Annotated in this window: 16 protein-coding genes; 2 read left to right on the top strand and 14 right to left on the bottom strand. The window is 61.0% G+C overall.

Translation table 11 applies throughout. The annotated features are described in order from the left end of the window. Positions 1–186: 186 nt before the first annotated feature. Positions 187–942, bottom strand: a complete 756-nt coding sequence (map, locus tag AB4P94_RS23580; RefSeq protein WP_395607717.1) for a type I methionyl aminopeptidase — start codon at positions 940–942, stop codon at positions 187–189. Continuing rightward, the gene (locus tag AB4P94_RS23575) at positions 942–1,142 is read right to left on the bottom strand and encodes a ParD-like family protein (protein WP_395607716.1); all 201 of its coding nucleotides are present in this window, start codon (positions 1,140–1,142) and stop codon (positions 942–944) included. The genes map and AB4P94_RS23575 overlap by 1 nt, the downstream gene beginning before the upstream one ends. A gap of 275 nt (positions 1,143–1,417) precedes the next feature. Between AB4P94_RS23575 and ilvA the strand changes: the two genes are divergently transcribed. After that, positions 1,418–2,440: a threonine ammonia-lyase, biosynthetic gene (ilvA, locus tag AB4P94_RS23570; protein ID WP_395607715.1), complete on the top strand. Its 1,023-nt coding sequence runs from the start codon at positions 1,418–1,420 to the stop codon at positions 2,438–2,440. A 245-nt stretch (positions 2,441–2,685) separates the two neighbouring features. Further along, a complete protein-coding gene (locus AB4P94_RS23565; RefSeq protein ID WP_395607714.1) occupies positions 2,686–2,955 on the top strand; it encodes a DUF1652 domain-containing protein in 270 nt (89 codons plus the stop codon). Positions 2,956–3,038: 83 nt separating this feature from the next. Here AB4P94_RS23565 and AB4P94_RS23560 read toward each other — a convergent pair whose 3' ends face one another. From AB4P94_RS23560 to AB4P94_RS23505, 12 genes are all read right to left on the bottom strand, one after another. After that, entirely contained in the window at positions 3,039–3,296 is a 258-nt protein-coding gene (locus AB4P94_RS23560) for a DUF2790 domain-containing protein (protein WP_395607713.1), read from the bottom strand. 169 nt (positions 3,297–3,465) lie between these two features. Further along, the gene (locus AB4P94_RS23555) at positions 3,466–3,735 is read right to left on the bottom strand and encodes a DUF2790 domain-containing protein (protein ID WP_395607712.1); all 270 of its coding nucleotides are present in this window, start codon (positions 3,733–3,735) and stop codon (positions 3,466–3,468) included. Between the two features lie 151 nt (positions 3,736–3,886). Further along, a complete protein-coding gene (locus tag AB4P94_RS23550) occupies positions 3,887–6,493 on the bottom strand; it encodes an autotransporter outer membrane beta-barrel domain-containing protein (protein WP_395607711.1) in 2,607 nt (868 codons plus the stop codon). Between the two features lie 154 nt (positions 6,494–6,647). After that, positions 6,648–7,586 (bottom strand): carbohydrate kinase, encoded by a 939-nt coding sequence (locus AB4P94_RS23545; protein WP_395607710.1) that lies wholly within the window; start codon positions 7,584–7,586, stop codon positions 6,648–6,650. Between the two features lie 12 nt (positions 7,587–7,598). Beyond that, the gene (gene xylB / locus AB4P94_RS23540) at positions 7,599–9,080 is read right to left on the bottom strand and encodes a xylulokinase (RefSeq protein WP_395607709.1); all 1,482 of its coding nucleotides are present in this window, start codon (positions 9,078–9,080) and stop codon (positions 7,599–7,601) included. 139 nt (positions 9,081–9,219) lie between these two features. Next, a complete protein-coding gene (locus tag AB4P94_RS23535) occupies positions 9,220–10,701 on the bottom strand; it encodes a mannitol dehydrogenase family protein (RefSeq protein ID WP_395607708.1) in 1,482 nt (493 codons plus the stop codon). A gap of 16 nt (positions 10,702–10,717) precedes the next feature. Continuing rightward, entirely contained in the window at positions 10,718–11,821 is a 1,104-nt protein-coding gene (locus AB4P94_RS23530; RefSeq protein WP_395607707.1) for an ABC transporter ATP-binding protein, read from the bottom strand. Positions 11,822–11,853: 32 nt separating this feature from the next. Beyond that, positions 11,854–12,684 (bottom strand): carbohydrate ABC transporter permease, encoded by an 831-nt coding sequence (locus tag AB4P94_RS23525; RefSeq protein WP_016968929.1) that lies wholly within the window; start codon positions 12,682–12,684, stop codon positions 11,854–11,856. Positions 12,685–12,694: 10 nt separating this feature from the next. Then, complete coding sequence (locus tag AB4P94_RS23520) at positions 12,695–13,585, bottom strand: carbohydrate ABC transporter permease (protein WP_078742105.1); 891 nt, start codon at positions 13,583–13,585, stop codon at positions 12,695–12,697. 178 nt (positions 13,586–13,763) lie between these two features. Then, on the bottom strand, positions 13,764–15,086 hold the full coding sequence (locus AB4P94_RS23515; protein ID WP_395607706.1) for an ABC transporter substrate-binding protein: 1,323 nt from the start codon (positions 15,084–15,086) through the stop codon (positions 13,764–13,766). Positions 15,087–15,286: 200 nt separating this feature from the next. Continuing rightward, a complete protein-coding gene (locus tag AB4P94_RS23510; protein ID WP_395607705.1) occupies positions 15,287–16,192 on the bottom strand; it encodes a helix-turn-helix domain-containing protein in 906 nt (301 codons plus the stop codon). A 72-nt stretch (positions 16,193–16,264) separates the two neighbouring features. Beyond that, positions 16,265–17,554 (bottom strand): glycosyltransferase, encoded by a 1,290-nt coding sequence (locus AB4P94_RS23505; RefSeq protein WP_395607704.1) that lies wholly within the window; start codon positions 17,552–17,554, stop codon positions 16,265–16,267. Positions 17,555–17,591: the final 37 nt, after the last annotated feature.

Below are 17,591 nucleotides of genomic sequence, written 5' to 3'. Positions count from 1 at the left end.
TGTATTCGCGAGCAAGCCCGCTCCCACATTTCTGACCGAGTAAGCCTCTAATCTCTTCACCAATCTGCTTCTCTGTGAGAGGCTTGCCTGCGATTGCATCACCACGGTGTGCCTGAAACACCGCGTTGCCCGCATCGCAGCGGTGCGGCGATTCGACAAGCCAGCTCCCACAGGAGAATGGGTTGTTCAGGTGGCCGGTTGCAGGGTCAGCACTTCAAAGCCATCCGCCGTCACCGCCACGGTGTGCTCCCATTGCGCCGACAGGCTGTTGTCCTTGGTCACCACCGTCCAGCCATCCTTCAGGCTGCGTACTTTCGAGCTGCCCTGATTGAGCATCGGCTCGACGGTAAACACCATGCCTTCGCGCAGTTCCATCCCGGTGCCGGGCCGCCCGAAGTGCAGAATTTGCGGTTCTTCATGCATTTCCCGCCCAATGCCATGGCCGCAGTATTCGCGCACCACGCTGTAGCCGTTCGCTTGCGCGTGGCTTTGGATCGCATGCCCGATATCGCCCAAACGCGCACCGGGCTTGACCATGCGAATACCGGCCCACATCGCCTCGAAGGTTTTTTCCACCAGGCGCTGGGCCTTGGGCGCCACGTTGCCGATCATGTACATCTTGCTGGAGTCGGCGATATAGCCGCCTTTTTCCAGGGTGATGTCGATGTTGATGATGTCGCCGTCCTTGAGGATTTCCCTGGCGCTGGGCATGCCGTGGCACACCACTTCGTTGATCGAGGTGTTGATGCAGAAGGGGTAATCGTATTGCCCGAGGCTGGCCGGGCGCGCTTTCAAATCATTGCGGATGAAAGCTTCGACGGCACTGTCCAGCTCCAGGGTGGAGCGGCCGGCGGCGACAAAACTGTCGAGCATCGTGAACACCCTGGCCAGCAGGCGCCCGGATTCACGCATCACGGCGAGTTGTGCGGCGGTCTTGATCATCACTCGCGCCCCCGGATCAGGTCGGGTTTGTCCAGCAACAGTTTGTTGATCAGGTCGTTGTAGGGCAGGTGGGGGTTCAGTTCTGCCAGCAGGCCGATCTTGATCCAGAACTCGGCCTGGGCGTTGATCGAGCGGTCCATGGCGGCGCTGGCCAGGCGGAGCTGTTCGTGCAGTTGATCGGTGATTTTGACGATGCCCATGGGGTTCACTGTGCTGAAGTAATATACAAAGCGTATACGTTTCGTATGTCGGTCGTAAACCCTCACCGGCTAAATGGCGTCTGGCCATTGACTTGCCTGGCAGGCGCCGGTTAATTTCGGGGCATGAAATTTTCAGCCTTCCGCATCCAGCCGAGCATGATTATTACCGCCATTCCTCATTTGGCGGGATAGCACACGGCTGCACCCAAACCCGCCCTTGAGGCGGGTTTTGTTTTTCCGTCTCAGGGCCTTTTTACACACGCCAGGAGACACCGATGAGCACGTGCCCCGTCCCACCGACCGCCGATTCGGGGTTGCTTGAGCACTACGTGAAGAAGATTCTCGCAGCGCCGGTCTATGACCTGGCGGTGCGCACACCCTTGCAGGCGGCCCCGGCCTTGTCGGCGATGTTGGGCAACTCGATCTTGCTCAAGCGCGAAGACCTGCAACCGACCTTTTCCTTCAAGATTCGCGGGGCCTACAACAAGTTGGTGCAGCTCACGGCCGGGCAGCGGGCCCTGGGCGTTGTCACGGCTTCGGCGGGTAACCATGCCCAGGGCGTTGCACTGGCGGCGCGGGAGTTGGGGATCAAGGCGAAGATCGTCATGCCTTGCACTACGCCGCAATTGAAGGTGCTGGGCGTGCGGTCGCGGGGCGCCGAAGCGGTGTTGCACGGGCAGAGTTTTCCGTTTGCGTTGGCCCATGCGTTGCAGTTGGCCGCGGCCTCAGGCTGCACGTTCGTGTCGCCTTTTGATGACCCCGACGTGATTGCGGGCCAGGGCACCGTGGCCATGGAGGTGCTGCGTCAACAGCAAGGCCCGCTGGACGCCATCTTCGTACCGGTGGGCGGCGGCGGCTTGATCGCGGGAATCGCCGCCTATGTCAAATACCTGCGCCCGGACGTGCGCATCATCGGCGTGGAACCTGAGGGCTCCAGTTGCCTGCTGGCCGCCCTGCGCGCCGGCGAACGCGTGGTATTGCCAAGTGTCGACGGGTTTGCCGATGGCACGGCTGTGGCGCAGGTCGGCGCCTGCGGGTTTGAGATCTGCAAGGCATGGGTGGATGAGGTCATCACGGTCAGCAACGATGAACTGTGCAGCGCCATGAAGCTGATTTATGACGACACGCGCTCCATCACCGAGCCTTCCGGTGCGTTGGCGGTGGCGGGAATCCGCAAGTATGTGGCGTACACCGGCGTGCGCAACCAAACCCTCGTGGCGATCAATTCAGGGGCCAACATCAACTTCGATAGTTTGCGACATGTTGCTGAAAGAGCGGCGGCATACGGTGCCGTTTAGCGCGCGGGCCGGGGTTAAACGTTTAATCGTCGCATTTCGACGACGATTCAAACACTGTGAACACGCCTCGGCGCACGTTATATAACGGAGTGCGTCGCTTATGAGGAAAGGTTACAACGAGAGTGGATTTTGCCGAGTAGGCTGGTCAATGAAAGCGTCTTCCAGGGTCGGCAAGACGTGGCGGGTGTGCGCCCGCCGGACACACAAAAATCTGTTGGCAGTCTCATAAAAAGGAGAGGTTGGCCATGCTTTCGGAATTAGAGCTTCGCAGCATCATTGAAGGAAGTTTCCTGCCCAAACGGTGCGAATGCACCAAAGCCGAAGATGCCTCGCTGACGATCAAGGTCTATGACGACCGCGACCGTGACCGCGTGGATTTGGAAGTCAAAGGCATCAACGCCGACAAACTCGACAGCAGCCGAGCGATTTGCAACCTGATCACCGGGTTGCGCGAAGACCTCAAGCATACCCATTCACCTGTTCTGCACAGAGCGGGCGGCCGGGCCTATTACTAGGCCGATGCCTGAGGTTGAATCACCGACGACCTGTGGGCCCGGATAAACGCCAGGCCCAGTACGGTCGCTGGTACCGCACGTTTTCAGTTCTGGAACAGACAGGCTTCGGACATTTTGCGATAGCTCATGTTCTTCACATCACCGGCTTTGTCCACGTACTTCATGGTCGCAGTAATGACTTTGCATTCATTGGGTTTGGGTTCGTACATAGAGATCACTTTGCGGATATCCAGCGGCATTCCGTAGTGATAAGGCACGGGTTTTGAATCGGCTTGTGCGATACCCGACACGTCGACCAGCGTCAGGGCCGTGCCGAGGAGTAAAAACAGGTGCTGTTTCATGATGATTCTCCGTCAGTGGTTCGGTGCATCGAAATGATGAACCGGTGGCCGCACCTTCAACCGATGGCGGTAGAGGTGCGGTCGAGGCCACTGTTAACTCCAGACCTTAATCATTGATTAAATTGGAGTTTTGGAGAAAAGTCCTACATGTTTTGGTCTTGTGTCCTACTTAGTTCTGGAAGTCACACGCCTCGGACATTTTCCGATAACCCACGTCTTCCACCTTGCCGGCCTTGTCCACGAACTTGATGTCCGCGTTGATGACCTTGCATTCATTGGTTTGGGTTTCGTTCATGGCAATGACCTTGTCGATGTTCAAGGGCATGCCGTACTGATAAGGCACTGGTTTGGTCGCCGCTTGTTGTGTGTCGGCCTGGGCCAGGCCGGATACCGCAGCCAGGGCCAGCGTGCCGGTGAACAGTAACGTACGCAGTTTCATGAGAGTTCTCCGCAAGTCGTTCGCGGGCGCATCAACATGATGAGCCGGCGGCCGCACGGGCCCCCGGGGGCGGTGAGTGCGGTCACCTTCACAGTCGGCCCGGGGGATTAACCGTGGATTAATTTTGCCCAGGCTGACAAAACCTTCATCTTTACCAGCTCATCCTCACACCGGCATTGCCGCTGACGCCCTCAAGCGCGTTGCTGTCCAGATGGGTGGTGTAATCCGCCGCCAGGTAGACGCTTACAGTAGGTGACAGTCGGGCAACGATTCCCACACCCACATCCGCCGACGATGACGTGTGATCGGTTTTGATTCGGTCGACGCCCTCGTAAGTCACCGTGTCGCTGCCGCCGAATGTGCGCCAGGCATTGGCCCGCAGGTACGGCTCCACGGGCGTGTTGTTCAGCAGATAGTGGCCCTTCAGACGCGCACCGAGCCGGCCGGTCCAGTAGTCCTGGGCGTCGAAGTCGACCCTGGAAATACCGTCGTCCTGGCTATCCAGGTCGATTGTCTGGCGGATCACCTGTACTTGCGGCTCCACCACCCAGTGTTCGGAAACAGTCATCGGGTAGCCGGCTTCGCCAGACACTGCCAAGGCATGGCCTTTGGTATCCATGTTCACGCCCCGATCGGATTTGTTCTTGCCATCGAGGCGGGTACCCATGGCCACCAGGTCAACGTACCAGCCAACAGGGTCAGTCAGGGTCCAATAGGCGCCGAAGTGATCGCCGTCGAGTTTGACGCGGCCGGCGCGGCGGTCCTGAAAGCCTTCGGCAAAGCCTTTTACGTCACCTTGCAGGCGGCTTTGGCCGACGAATAGCCCAAACCGTTGAATCTGGCCGCCGCTGGTTTCGGACGCGTAGAGGTCATGGCCGACCTGATAGCCTTTGACCCTACCGTCAACGCTTGGCGCAGCCGTACCCGACCAGCGTTTGTTGAAATCGCTGCCATAGGCACGGCCCCAGCCGGCGGATGCCGCCCCGGTTTCAGTCAACAGGCTTTGCTCGCCCTGGCGGTCGTGAAAGGTGCCCAGCGCTTGCAACGTCATCAGTTGTGCGGCCGGTACGACCACCGAATACACCGGCACTTCCAGGCGGTACAACGGAATCGGCGCCGCCCCGGCAACAGCGCTCGGCAATACGGGGTTGCTAGCGGCGGACTGCGGCGAAGTGGCGGCGGCGACCGGGCTGGCGGGTGGGGCAGGCGGCTCGGCAGGGGCCACCGGTTGCGCCGTGGGTGGCTCGACGGGCGGCTCGTCGGCAGCCACCACCGGTGGCGTGACCGGCAGCGGCGGCACGGGCACCACCACGGGGGGCGCAGGCGTTACCGGGGGCACCGCCGGTGGCTGCACGGCAACCACGGATGAACGCAGGTACCAGTTGTTTTCAGTGCCGGCGCTGACGCCGCCCTTGAACAGCAAGTACTCATACGCCCCGGCAGATACCGAACCTTTCAGGGCAAAGGCATCGTTGCTGCTGACGGCGCCGTTGAGCGCCTGCACCACTTCAATGCCATTGTTGGCGGTGAAGCCGCCCGCGCCGCCCAGGTTTGTCACGGCCAATTGGGTATGGCCACTGAGGGTGCCGACGGCCACCACCAGTTTGTCGCTGGCGGATGAATCGTCACCGAGCACGGTCTGCAACAGGAGCTGGCCGTTGTTGCCCACATAATTGCCATACACCGTGAGCCTGTCGGTGGCGCTGTTGCTGCCCGTGGTCATGTCGACCGTCCCCGCGTTGTTCAGTGTCGCCAGCTGGCCTGCGGTGTAGGGGCGAATGCTGCCCTGGGTTACCGCCAGCGCGCTGCTGCTGTCGATATTGATTGCGCCGGTATTCGACGCACTGTCACCGAGGAAAAAATCCCCGGCCAGGTTAAAGCGCGAGGCGTTATTGAGGTCGACCGTTTCCCAACCGACGTAGCGGGCCGCGTTACTTGAAGTGGTGTTGTCGAAGGTCAGTTGGTCACGGCCCAAACCGCCGTCGATGGAGGGCGTGGCGGCGAGCAGGTTTTCACTGAGGCCGCGCAGCAACGCGGTGTCGTCACCGTCGCCCATCAACACCGCTGACCTGATCTGGCCGCCGCCCAGCCAATTGAACGTGTCATCGCCCGCACTGGCGCGGAGTTCGCCCTTGAGGGTGCCGCCACTGACGGTAATGCTGTCATTGCCCCCGCTGACGCTGATATTGCCGCCCACTGTGCCGCCGGAGAGGATGATGGTGTCGGTGCCGAAGGCGGTCACCAGGTTGCCGAGAATCGTGCCGCCAGACATGTCATAGATATTGTTGTCGAGCTTCATGTCGACCCGGCCGATGGTGCCTCCGGTCTGGCGCGCAACGTCGCCGTCCTCGAACGCGCCGACAATAGTCCCGCCGGTCATCAGGAACGTATCGCGGCCATCGCCCTGGGCAAGCGACTGGATCTGCCCGCCGCTCATTTTGAAGTCGTCAATGCCATTGCCTTGCTGCACGGCGCCGGTAATCAGCCCTGAATCGACCTGGACACTGTCGGCGCCCGGCCCGAAGGTCACGTTGCCATTGACCGTCCCGGTGCCGCCCGCGGGCAGGGTAAGGCGGTTATTGCCCAGCAGGTCGGTGAGGCCCGCGCCACTGCTGCCACTGTCGCAGACGGAGGTGTCATCGCCCGGTCCCGCGTTAAGCATGCAGGCGGCTTGCGCCTGAGGTGGGTGCACGCAGTGCATTGAAAGGATGCCGGCAGCTAATACGGCACGATAGCCAACTGACCGTTGTGTAAACATTGAGATGCCCTACTGCTGGTATCAAACGTTATACATTGCGTTTGGTTTAGTAGGGTTTTTGAGATCGGGCAGCGCTTTCTGACAGATGGCTCTATACGGCAGGCCACGTATTACGCGGGCTGCCGTAGTGGCACAGTGGTTTTTTAGCGGGTGTTCAGCCCAGCTGTTGACGGTAGGGCAGGTCAGGGCCGGTCTTGCTGCAGGTCAGTGCGGCAGCACGGATGGCGAACCCGAGCATGGCGTCGATTTGCTCGCGTGTGAGCTTTTGCAGGCCCGCCACCGAGTCCAGATTCTGCTCGGTCAGCCAGGCAATCAACGCCGCCTGGAAGGTATCGCCGGCGCCGACGGTGTCGGCCATCACCACCTTCACGGCAGGCGCAGACCAGGTGCCGTGCTGGCGGCTGAACACGGTGGCACCATCACCGCCACGGGTCAGAAATACCAGCTGGCAACGGTGCTGCAGCCAGCCTTGCACCACGCTTTGCGGCGACTGATTGGGGTACAGCAGGTGCAGGTCTTCGTCGCTGACCTTGATCAGGTCGGCATGCTTGACCAGCTCGGCGATGCGCTCACGCCACAGCTGGATATCCGGCTGCGGATTGAGGCGCACGTTGGGGTCGAGGCTGATCAGGCGCTTGCCGCTTTCACGCTTGACCAGTTCCAGCAGGGTATCGCCGATCGGCTGCACCACCAGTGAAAAAGAGCCGATATGCAGGCCGCGAATGTCCTTGCCCAGGGCGGGCAGGTGCGCAACTTCCAGTTGGCGGTCGGCGCAGCCTTCGCCACGAAAACTGTATTGCGGCGAGCCATTGGCGCCTACGGCCACCATGGCCAGGGTGGTCGGCGCGGCGAACTCCACCAGAAACTGCTCATTCACGCCCTCGTCCTTGAGCACCTGCAACAAGCGGCGCCCGAGGTAGTCGGTGGACAGCCCGCCGAACAGGGCGGACTCAATACCCAGCCGGCGCAAGCCGACTGCGACGTTGAAGGGCGAGCCACCGGCAATCGCCTTGTAATTGACCTTGGAAGCCTGCCCGCTGGCCTCTTCTTCGCTGAAAAAATCGAACAGCGCTTCGCCACACACCAGATACATAATTGTTCGCTCTTAAAGGGTTGCCACGAGCTGTTGATAGCGCTCGTAGGCGTGTTGATAGGCGCTCACATGCTCGGCGACCGGCAGCGTACGGCTGGCCGGGTCGACGCTCACGCATTTGTCGCACAGGCTGGCCAGCGATTCGCCCGACTGGCTCCACGCCGCCTGGATCGCCGCGCCCAGGGCCGCGGCTTCGCTTTGCTCGGTGCAGACCACTTCGGTGTTCATGATATCGGCAACCATCTGCCGCCACACCGGGCTTTTCGAGCCGCCGCCGATCAGGCGGATACTCTGGCTTTGCAAGCCGGTCTGGCGCAGCAGGTCCAGGCCGTAGCGCAGGCCGAAGGTGGTGCCCTCGACCACGGCCCGGCACAGGTTGGCGCGGGTCAGATTGGTCATGGTCAGGCCGTGCAGGCTGCCGGTGGCGTGGGGCAGGGCGGGCACGCGTTCGCCGTTGAGGAACGGCAGCATGCTCACGCCATCGGCGCCAATCGGCGCTTCGGCGACCAGTGCATTGAACGCTGCCAGGTCAAGGTCGAACAGCTCGCGGATCACTCCGGTGGCATTGGTCAGGTTCATGGTGCAGATCAACGGCAACCAGCCACCGCTGGAGGAGCAGAAGGTCGCGACCGAAGCCTGGGGGCTGACATTCGGCTGGTCGGCAAACGCATAGACGGTGCCCGATGAGCCCAGGCTCATGGTGATCACGCCGGGCGCGATATTGCCGGTGCCGAGGGCGCCCATCATGTTGTCGCCGCCGCCGCTGGACACCTTGGCATTCGGGTTGATCCCCAGACGTTCGGCGATGGCCGGCAGGATCGTGCCGACAGTCTGGTCCGCAGCAATCAACGCGGGCAGGGCTTTTTCCAGGCGCCCGCTGGGGTCGATGTGCTTGAGCAACGCCACGTCCCATTCACGGGTACGCACGTTGAAATAACCGGTGCCGGAAGCGTCGCCGTATTCTGCGACGGCGCGGCCAGTAAGCCAGTAATTCAGATAATCATGGGGCAGCAGAATATGTGCGATGTGCGCGAAGACGTCCGGGTGTTGTTCGCGGGTCCACAGCAGTTTGGACACGGTGTAGCCCGGCGCAATGGCCACGCCGAGGCGTTCCAGCGAGCCACTTTCGCCGCCCAGATACGCCAGCAGGCGGTCGTTCTCCGGCGCGGTTTCGGTGTCGCACCACAGTTTGGCCGGGCGCAGCACTGCACCTTGCTCGTCCAATAGCACCAGCCCGTGTTGTTGGCCGGAAACGCCGATGCCGAGGATGTCCTGGCCGTCCACGCCGGCCTGTTGCAGGGCGCGGTGGGTGGCTTCGGTAAAGGCGTCCAGCCATTCCTGGGTGTGCTGTTCACGGCGGCCATTGGCGCCGCTGATCAGCGTGTGCGCCGCCGCGCCCAGGCCCAGCACCTTGCCGCTGGAAGCGTCGAGCACAATGGCCTTGGTACCCTGGGTGCCGCAGTCGATGCCGAGAAACAGGTTTTGCTGGGTCATGGTGGGGTGCTCAGCATTAATTATTGTTGAAGTGAAAATGCTGTCCATGTGGGAGCTGGCTTGCCTGCGATAGCGGTGGTTCAGTCAATCATGGGGTGACTGACAGATTGCTATCGCAGGCAAGCCAGCTCCCACATTTTTAAGCCGGTTTCTTCAGGAGGTTCTGTAGGGTGGCTGTCACGCCATTGTCACGCAAGCTCACAAAACACCGCTCAAACGCTGCCACAAACTCAGGCGAATTGGGAATAGCCGTGCCAAAAATCTCTTCCACGCCCAACAGCCGCTGGCTGATCAATGCATCATCACTCACCAGCCCCTGGCAGAACTCGGCACGCGGGTCCGGGATCTTGTAGCTCACCCCATTCTCATCCACGCCTTTCAAGTACAAGGCCCACGCTGCCACCACCAGCGCCGCACGCTCGGTCTCGCGCCCGTCGGCAATCAGGCGGTTGATGGTCGGAACGGTGAACTTGGGAAACTTCGACGAGCCATCCGAACACACGCGTTCCAGTTGGTCGGCAATCGCCTGGTTGGAGAAGCGGTCCACCAGCGTCTGCTTGTAGTCCGTCAGGTCGATGCCGGGCACTGGCGCCAGGTTGGGCGTGACGTCCAGGTCCATGTAGGCGCGCATGTAGGCCACGAACACCGGGTCGTTCATGGTGTCGTGAACAAACCGGTAACCCTTGAGAAAGCCCAGGTAGGTGAGGGCCAGGTGGCTGCCATTGAGCAGGCCGATTTTCATCTCTTCATAAGGCGTCACGTCGTCGGTGAACTGCACGCCGACTTTTTCCCAGGCCGGGCGGCCGTTGACGAACTTGTCTTCCAGCACCCACTGCACAAAGGGCTCGCACACCACCGGCCAGGCATCGTCGATGCCGTGTTCGTCGTGCAATTGCAGGCGGTGCGCGGTACTGGTCATCGGCGTGATGCGGTCGACCATGGCGTTCGGGAAGCTCACGTTGGCGGCGATCCAGTCATGCAGGTCGGCATCTTGCAAGGCGGCGAACGCCAGCAGCGCCTTGCGGGTCACGGCGCCGTTGTGCGGCAGGTTATCGCAGGACATCACGGTAAACGCCGGGGTGCCGGCGGCGCGGCGTTGGGTCAACGCGGCGCAGATGAAACCAAACACGGTTTTCGGCGCATTCGGGTGCGCCAGGTCGTGCTGGATCTGCGGCAGGTGGGCCATGAACTCGCCGTTGCTGTCGTCGATGCAGTAGCCGCCTTCGGTGATGGTCAGCGAGACAATGCGAATCTCGGGGCTGGCCAGCTTGTCGATCAGCACCTGGGCGCTGTCTTCGGCCAGCAGCATGTCGCTGATCGAGCCGATCACGCGCACTTCGGTGTCGTCGGTATCGCCCAGTTCATACAGGGTGAACAGGTAGTCCTGGCCGGCCAGGTCGTCGCGGGCCTTGCGGTCCTCGGCGCGTAGGCCGACGCCGCAGATGCTCCAGTCCAGGCCCTCGCCGGTGTTCATCAGCGCATCGGTGTAATACGCCTGGTGCGCGCGGTGAAAACCACCGACGCCGATATGGGCGATGCCCTGGCGGGTATCGGCAATGGCGTAGGCCGGGATTTTGACTTGCGGCGCCAATTGATTGAGGTTCTGTTTATTCAGTTTCATCACAAATCTCGCGAAATCAGGCGGCTGCGCGCAGTGGGCGGGCCACGGCTTTGCCGTCGGTGTCGAACAGGTGGCAGTGCGCCGGGTCCAGGTGCAGGTGCAGCGTCTCGCCGTACTGGCTGGCCATGTCGCCACGGATGCGCATGGTCAGCGGCTCGCCATTGGCGGTGATGACATGGCAGAAGGTGTCGCTGCCCAGGCGTTCGCCGACGTCGGCGGTGACGGTCAGGGTGGTCTGGCCCGGCGAGGCGATTTCCAGATGCTCCGGGCGAATGCCCAGGGTCACTGCGCTACCCACGCTCAGGCTCGCGCCGCTCAACGGCAGGCTGATGGTGGTGCCCGCATCCAGCTGTACTTCGCAGCCCTGGCTCTCGACGCGCGTGACTTTACCCTTCAGGAAGCCCATCTTCGGCGTGCCGAGAAAACCCGCCACGAACAGGTTGGCCGGCTGGTGGTACAGCTCCAGCGGCGAGCCGACCTGTTCGATGCGGCCACTGTTGAGCACCACTACTTTGTCGGCCAGGGTCATGGCTTCGACCTGGTCGTGGGTCACATAGATCATGGTCGCTTGCAGCTCTTTGTGCAGGCGCGCCAGTTCCAGGCGCATCTGCACGCGCAGCGCAGCGTCGAGGTTGGACAGCGGTTCGTCGAACAGGAAGATCTTCGGGTTGCGCACAATCGCGCGGCCGATCGCCACACGCTGACGCTGGCCACCCGACAGTTGCTTGGGCTTGCGCTCCAGCAACGGGCCCAGCTCCAGAATGCGCGCCGCTTCACTGACTTTGCTTTCGACCAGCTTCTTGTCCACGCCCGCCAGGTCCAGGGCAAACGACATGTTCTTGCGCACGCTCATGTGCGGGTACAGCGCGTAGGTCTGGAACACCATCGCCAGGTCACGCTTGGCCGGGGTCACTTCGGTGATGTCGCGGCCATCCAGTTCGATGGTGCCTTCGGTGACTTCTTCCAGGCCGGCGATCAGGCGCAGCAGGGTGGATTTGCCGCAACCCGAGGGGCCGACGAACACCACGAATTCCTTGTCGTTCACCTCAAGGTCGATGCCCTTGATGATGGAGAAACCTTCGAAGCCTTTTTGCAGATTCTTGATTTTCAGGTTGGCCATGATGGGCCCTCCGTATAGAAATGATGAGGCCGTTATTTCACGGCGCCGAAGGACAAACCGCGCACCAGCTGTTTCTGGCTGATCCAGCCAAAAATCAGGATCGGCGCGCAGGCCAGGGTCGAAACGGCAGACAATTTGGCCCAGAACAACCCTTCAGGGCTGGAGTAAGAGGCGATCAGCGCGGTCAGCGGCGCGGCGTTGGAGGAGGTCAGGTTCAACGACCAGAACGCCTCGTTCCAGCACAGGATCAGCGACAGCAACACGGTGGAGGCCAGACCGCCCTTGGCGATGGGCAGCAGCACGCGAACCATTTCCTGCCACAGGGTGGCGCCATCCAGGCGGGCGGCTTCGAGGATGTCCTTGGGGATGTCCTTGAAGTAGGTGTAAACCATCCAGACCACAATCGGCAGGTTGATCAGCGTGTAGATGATGATCAGTGCAATGCGCGTGTCCAGCAGGCCAAAGCTCTTGGCCAGCAGGTAGATCGGCATCAGCACGCCCACCGGCGGCAGCATCTTGGTGGACAGCATCCACAACAGCGTGCCCTTGGTGCGCTGGGTTTCGTAGAACGCCATGGAGTAGGCGGCCGGCACCGAAATCAACAGGCACAGGGCGGTGGCGCTGAAGGAAATCACCACTGAGTTCCAGGCGTAGGCGAAGTAGTTGCTGCGTTCGTTGATGTGCAGGTAGTTCTCCAGCGTGGGCGTGAAGATGAACTGCGGCGGCGTGGCGAACGCATCGATTTCAGTTTTGAAGCTGGTCAGCACCATCCAGAAGATCGGGAAGAAAATCAGGATCGCGATGGCCCAGGCCAACGTGCCGAGCAACAGGCTTTGCAGGCGGCGGGATTGTTGAAGCGTCATGGCGCGGCCCTCAAGGCTTGTCAGTCAGGTTTTTGCCGATCATCCGCACCAGGATGATCGCCGCGATATTGGCGATGACCACGGCAATCAAGCCGCCGGCCGAAGCCATGCCCACGTCGAATTGCACCAGCGCCTGGTTGTAGATCAGGTAGGCGAGGTTGGTCGAGGCGTAGCCCGGGCCACCGTTGGTGGTGGTGAAAATTTCGGCGAACACCGAGAGCAAAAAGATGGTTTCGATCATCACCACCACGGCAATCGGGCGTGCCAGGTGGGGCAGGGTGAGGTGCCAGAAGATCGCGATGGCGCCGGCACCGTCCAGGCGCGCGGCTTCCTTTTGTTCCTGATCGAGGGACTGCATGGCGGTCATCAGCAGCAAAATGGCGAAGGGCAGCCATTGCCACGACACAATGATGATGATCGACAGCAGCGGGTAATGCGCCAGCCAGTCCACCGGCTCTGCGCCGAACAGTTTCCACACGGCGGCGAGCACGCCGGACACCGGGTGGAAAATCAGGTTCTTCCAGATCAGCGCACCGACGGTGGGCATGATGAAGAACGGTGAAATCAGCAACACCCGCACGATGCCACGGCCGAAGAATTCACTGGCCTCCAGCAGGGCGCTGATCAACACACCGAACACCACACTGATCAGCAGTACGCTGCCGACCAGCAGCAAGGTATTGGTCGCACCGGGCAGGAAGCCCGAGTCCGTGATGAAGTACGTGAAGTTCTCCAGCCCCACGAATTGGTTTTCACCGGGGTAGAGCAGGTTGTAGCGGATCAAGGAAAAGTACAGGGTCATGCCCAGCGGCACGATCATCCACAGCAGCAGCAAGGCCACCGAGGGGCTGACGAGGAACCAGCCGGGGTTGGCCAGGCGGTTTTTGGCGGGTGTATTCATGGTGATCAAAGCCAGTCGATTACATGCAGAACCAAAGTCGGAGCGCGATCAAATGTGGGAGCTGGCTTGCCTGCGATGGCATCACCTCGGTGTAACTGACAGACCGAGTTGTCTGCATCGCAGGCAAGCCAGCTCCCACAAAAGCCCTGCTCCCACATTTACGGGGGGGGTACCGGCTTTACTTGGGGTAGCCGGCCCGTTTCATTTCACGCTCGGTGGTGGTCTGCGCGGCGGTCAAGGCTTGATCCACCGTCTGCTGACCGGTCAGCGCGCCCGAGAAGAACTTGCCGACCTGGGTACCAATTGCCTGGAACTCAGGAATGGTCACCAGCTGGATACCGATATACGGCACCGGCTTGAGCGTCGGTTTGGTCGGGTCCGCGACTTTCAGCGATTCCAGGGTCACCTTGGCGAACGGCGCGGCTTTCATGTACTCGTCGCTGTAGGTCGACTTGCGCGTGCCTGGCGGTACGTTGGCGATGCCGTCGGTCTTGGCCACGAGCTGGCTGTATTCCTTGGAAGTGGCCCAGCTGGTGAACACTTTGGCGGCGTCCTTGGCTTTGGAGCTGGTCGGGATCGCCAGGCTCCAGGAGTACAGCCACGACGTGCCCTTATCGGTTTTTTCGTGTGGGGCGAAGGTAAAGCCGACGTGGTCGGAAACCTTGCTCTGGGTTTTGTCGGTCACGAACGAACCGGCGACGCTGGCATCCACCCAGATCGCGCACTTGCCGCTGTTGAACAGCGCCAGGTTTTCGTTGAAGCCGTTACTGGAGGCACCCGGCGGGCCGGATTTTTTCATGTTGTCGACGTAGAAGTTCAGCGCGTCTTTCCACTCGGGGCCGTTGAATTCCGGTTGCCATTTTTCATCGAACCAGCGCGCACCGTAGCCGTTGGCCAGGGTGGTGATCAGCGCCATGTTCTCGCCCCAACCGGCTTTGCCGCGCAGGCACAGGCCATATTGCTCTTTGGATTTGTCGGTGAGTTTTGCCGCGTATTCGCCGATTTGGGTCCAGGTCGGGTGCTCAGGCATGGTCAGCCCGGCGTCCTTGAACAGGTCGGTGCGGTAATAGGTGATCGAGCTTTCGGCGTAGAACGGCAGCGCGTACAGCGAGCCCTTGACGGACAAACCGTCACGCACCGAAGGGAATACATCATCAAGGTCGTAGGAAGCCGGCAGGTCTTTCATCGGCTCCAGCCAGCCCTTGGCGCCCCACAGTGCGGCTTCGTACATGCCGATGGTCAACACGTCAAACTGCCCGCCCTGGGTGGCGATATCAGTGGTCAGGCGTTGGCGCAGCACGTTTTCTTCGAGCACCACCCAGTTCAGCTTGATCTCCGGGTGCTCGGTCTCGAAGGTTTTCGAGAGCTTTTGCATGCGGATCATGTCGCTGTTGTTGACGGTGGCAATGGTCAGGGTCTGCGCGCCAAAGCTGACGGCGCTGAGGGTCATGCAGGTCATCATGCAGGTAGAGGCAAGCAGAGCTTTTGCTGTGAACTTCATCGCGCACTCCATTTCCGCGCCCAGGGGGCTACAGAAGGACGGTTATTGTTGTTGTGTCTTCCTACAAGGAGTCAGGAAGAGTGTGCGGTTGATTACAGCCTTGAAATGGCGATGTGACAAATCCTTGGGCGCACTTGGACTGATACTTTTTTGCACTGCGTTTTGAGTGGCTATGGGAGCAGGCAACCCGGCCGCTGGCTTCAGGCCAGGTTTTGCTCCGTCAACCGCTGCACCGCCAGCCGTCGGTAGTGAGAGGGGGTCATCCCTTTAAGTTGCTGGAAGCGCCGGTTGAAGTTGGAGATGTTGTTGAAGCCCGATTCGAAACAGACATCGGTCACGGCTTTATCCCCGTCGGCCAGCAACTCGCAGGACTTGCTGATACGCAGCCGGTTGACGAATTCGATAAAGGTGCGCCCGGTGGCCTGTTTAAACACGCGCGAGAAATAGGTCGGTTTCATCCCCAGGTATTCCGCCACTTCCTCCAGTGACAATTCCCGCGCGTAGTGCGCAAAGATGTAATCCACCGCGCGGTTGGTGCGGTCAATGCTGTGTTCATCCGCCAATTGCGGCGTGGTCACGCCGGACAGCAACTGGTAGTCCTCACACGCGCTCAGCACTTCCAGCAGGATAAAGAAGTGCCCCAGCCGCGCCATGCCCTGGGCGTCTTCGATGCGTTGCATCAGGGTCATGGCCTGGGCGATGGTTTTTTTGCAGCGAAACTCGATGCCGTATTGCGCCCGTTCCAGCAGCGGCGCCAGGCTCTTGAGTTCGGCGAAGATCTGGCTGCCGCTTTCGAACAAGTCATCGGTGAAGTTCACCAGCATGTCGCGCTTGGGCACCACCTCGTCTTCCTCCACCTGGCTGATCCAGTTGTGCGGCAGGTTGGGGCCGGTGAGAAACAGGCTTTCGGGGTAGAAGTTGCCGATATAGTCGCCGATAAACACCTTGCCGGAGCTGGCGACGATCAGGTGCAGCTCGTATTCCTTGTGGAAATGCCAGCGCACCAGTGGGCAGGGGAAGCCGTGCTGGCGATAGATGATGGACAGGCCGTTATGGTCGTCCATCAGCTCGTAGGAAGGGTCGGTGATGCGCGTTGCTCGGGTCATGCTGCCGTCGCTTTATTGTGGTTGCTGCACGGGATAATGCCCCCTTGCGCGCGACCTCGCCAGCGCCGGTGTTCAAACCACGCGGTTTTTCGCCTCGATCCATTGGGCCATGTACTGGGTACTTTTATGCGCATGGTGGCGCAGCATGCTGCCGGTGAAGTTGCGGCGGCGATGGGCATGCAGGTCGCTGCGGCAACGCTCCAGGCAGTCCACCAGCGCCGGGCCGTGAAGGGCCTGATCGTAGCGGCGGGCCAGCAACTGGCGACCGTCTTCCTGCGCTTGGGTCCAGCGTTCACGGTCCTGGTACAGCGCTACAGCGGCGGCAGCCAAGGCCGGAGCACTGTGCTCGATCACGCCCGGCCATGGTTGCTCGTCGCCCATGGCTTCGGCGCCGATAGGCGTGGTGATATTCGGCGTGCCGCAGAGCATCGCATCCGCCAGCTTGCCCTTGATGCCTGCGCCGAAACGCAGTGGTGCGAGGCAGATCCGCGCAGCGGACATCACTTGCAGCGCGTCTGCGGCCCAGTTCATCACATGAAAGCCTTGCGCAGCGTTATGCAGCGCGGTGGCTTTGGGCGGTGTGTAGGAACCGTAGACGTGCAGTTGGGCCCCCGGCAATTGCTGGCGGATCAACGGCCACAGGCTGTTTTTCATCCAGAGCACCGCATCCCAGTTGGGCGCGTGGCGGAAGTTGCCGATGCTCAGGAAGTGCGCGCGGTCTTCAAACGGAGTGAAAGGCTCGACCGGCGGCTCCAGCATCAACGGGCACCAGTGGAGCAGGGCGGCCGGCACTTTGAAGTGCTCGGTGAGCAGGCGGATTTCCATGTCGGAGATCATCAGGCTGATATCACAGCGGTAAATCGCTGCGATTTCGCGCTTGGCCAGGTCGGTGTCGGCCATCAACAGGAACTCCTCCTCCAGCGCGGGAGTAAACAGCGCGGTGAAGTCGTCGCTGCCGGGATGGGCCTTGAGGTGGTCCTTGAAGCGCTGGTGCCGTGCGTCGCGCAGACTTTGCAGGTCGGAGGTTTCCAGTACGCGCAGGGCGTCGGGGCAGTGTTTTTCCACGCGCCAGCCGAATTGCTCTTCCATCATGAAACGGTCGAACAGCACGATATCCGGGGCCAACGCGCAGATAAAGTCGTCGAAACTGCAGTTGTTGAGTTCAATCGCGCATTCGGCAATGCCCAGTGCCGGCAGGTCGGCCTTATGCTCGCCAAGGGTTGCCGGGCTGCTGAAGGTGATGTCCCAGCCTCTGTCGAGAAAGCTCTGCAGAATCTGCATCATGTGCCCGCCGGCGGCCGAGGAACGGGGTTCCGGCCAGACATAACCAATGACCAGGACTTTGGTGGCGGGCTGATTCATCTAAAGCAGATCCTTGAAGGGCGGGCGAAAAGCGCGC

The sequence above is a fragment of the Pseudomonas sp. B22129 genome (genome assembly GCF_044218875.1).
Lineage (GTDB): Bacteria > Pseudomonadota > Gammaproteobacteria > Pseudomonadales > Pseudomonadaceae > Aquipseudomonas.
Note: the sequence above shows the minus strand (reverse complement) of the source record. Positions and strands in the feature narration are given on the sequence as shown.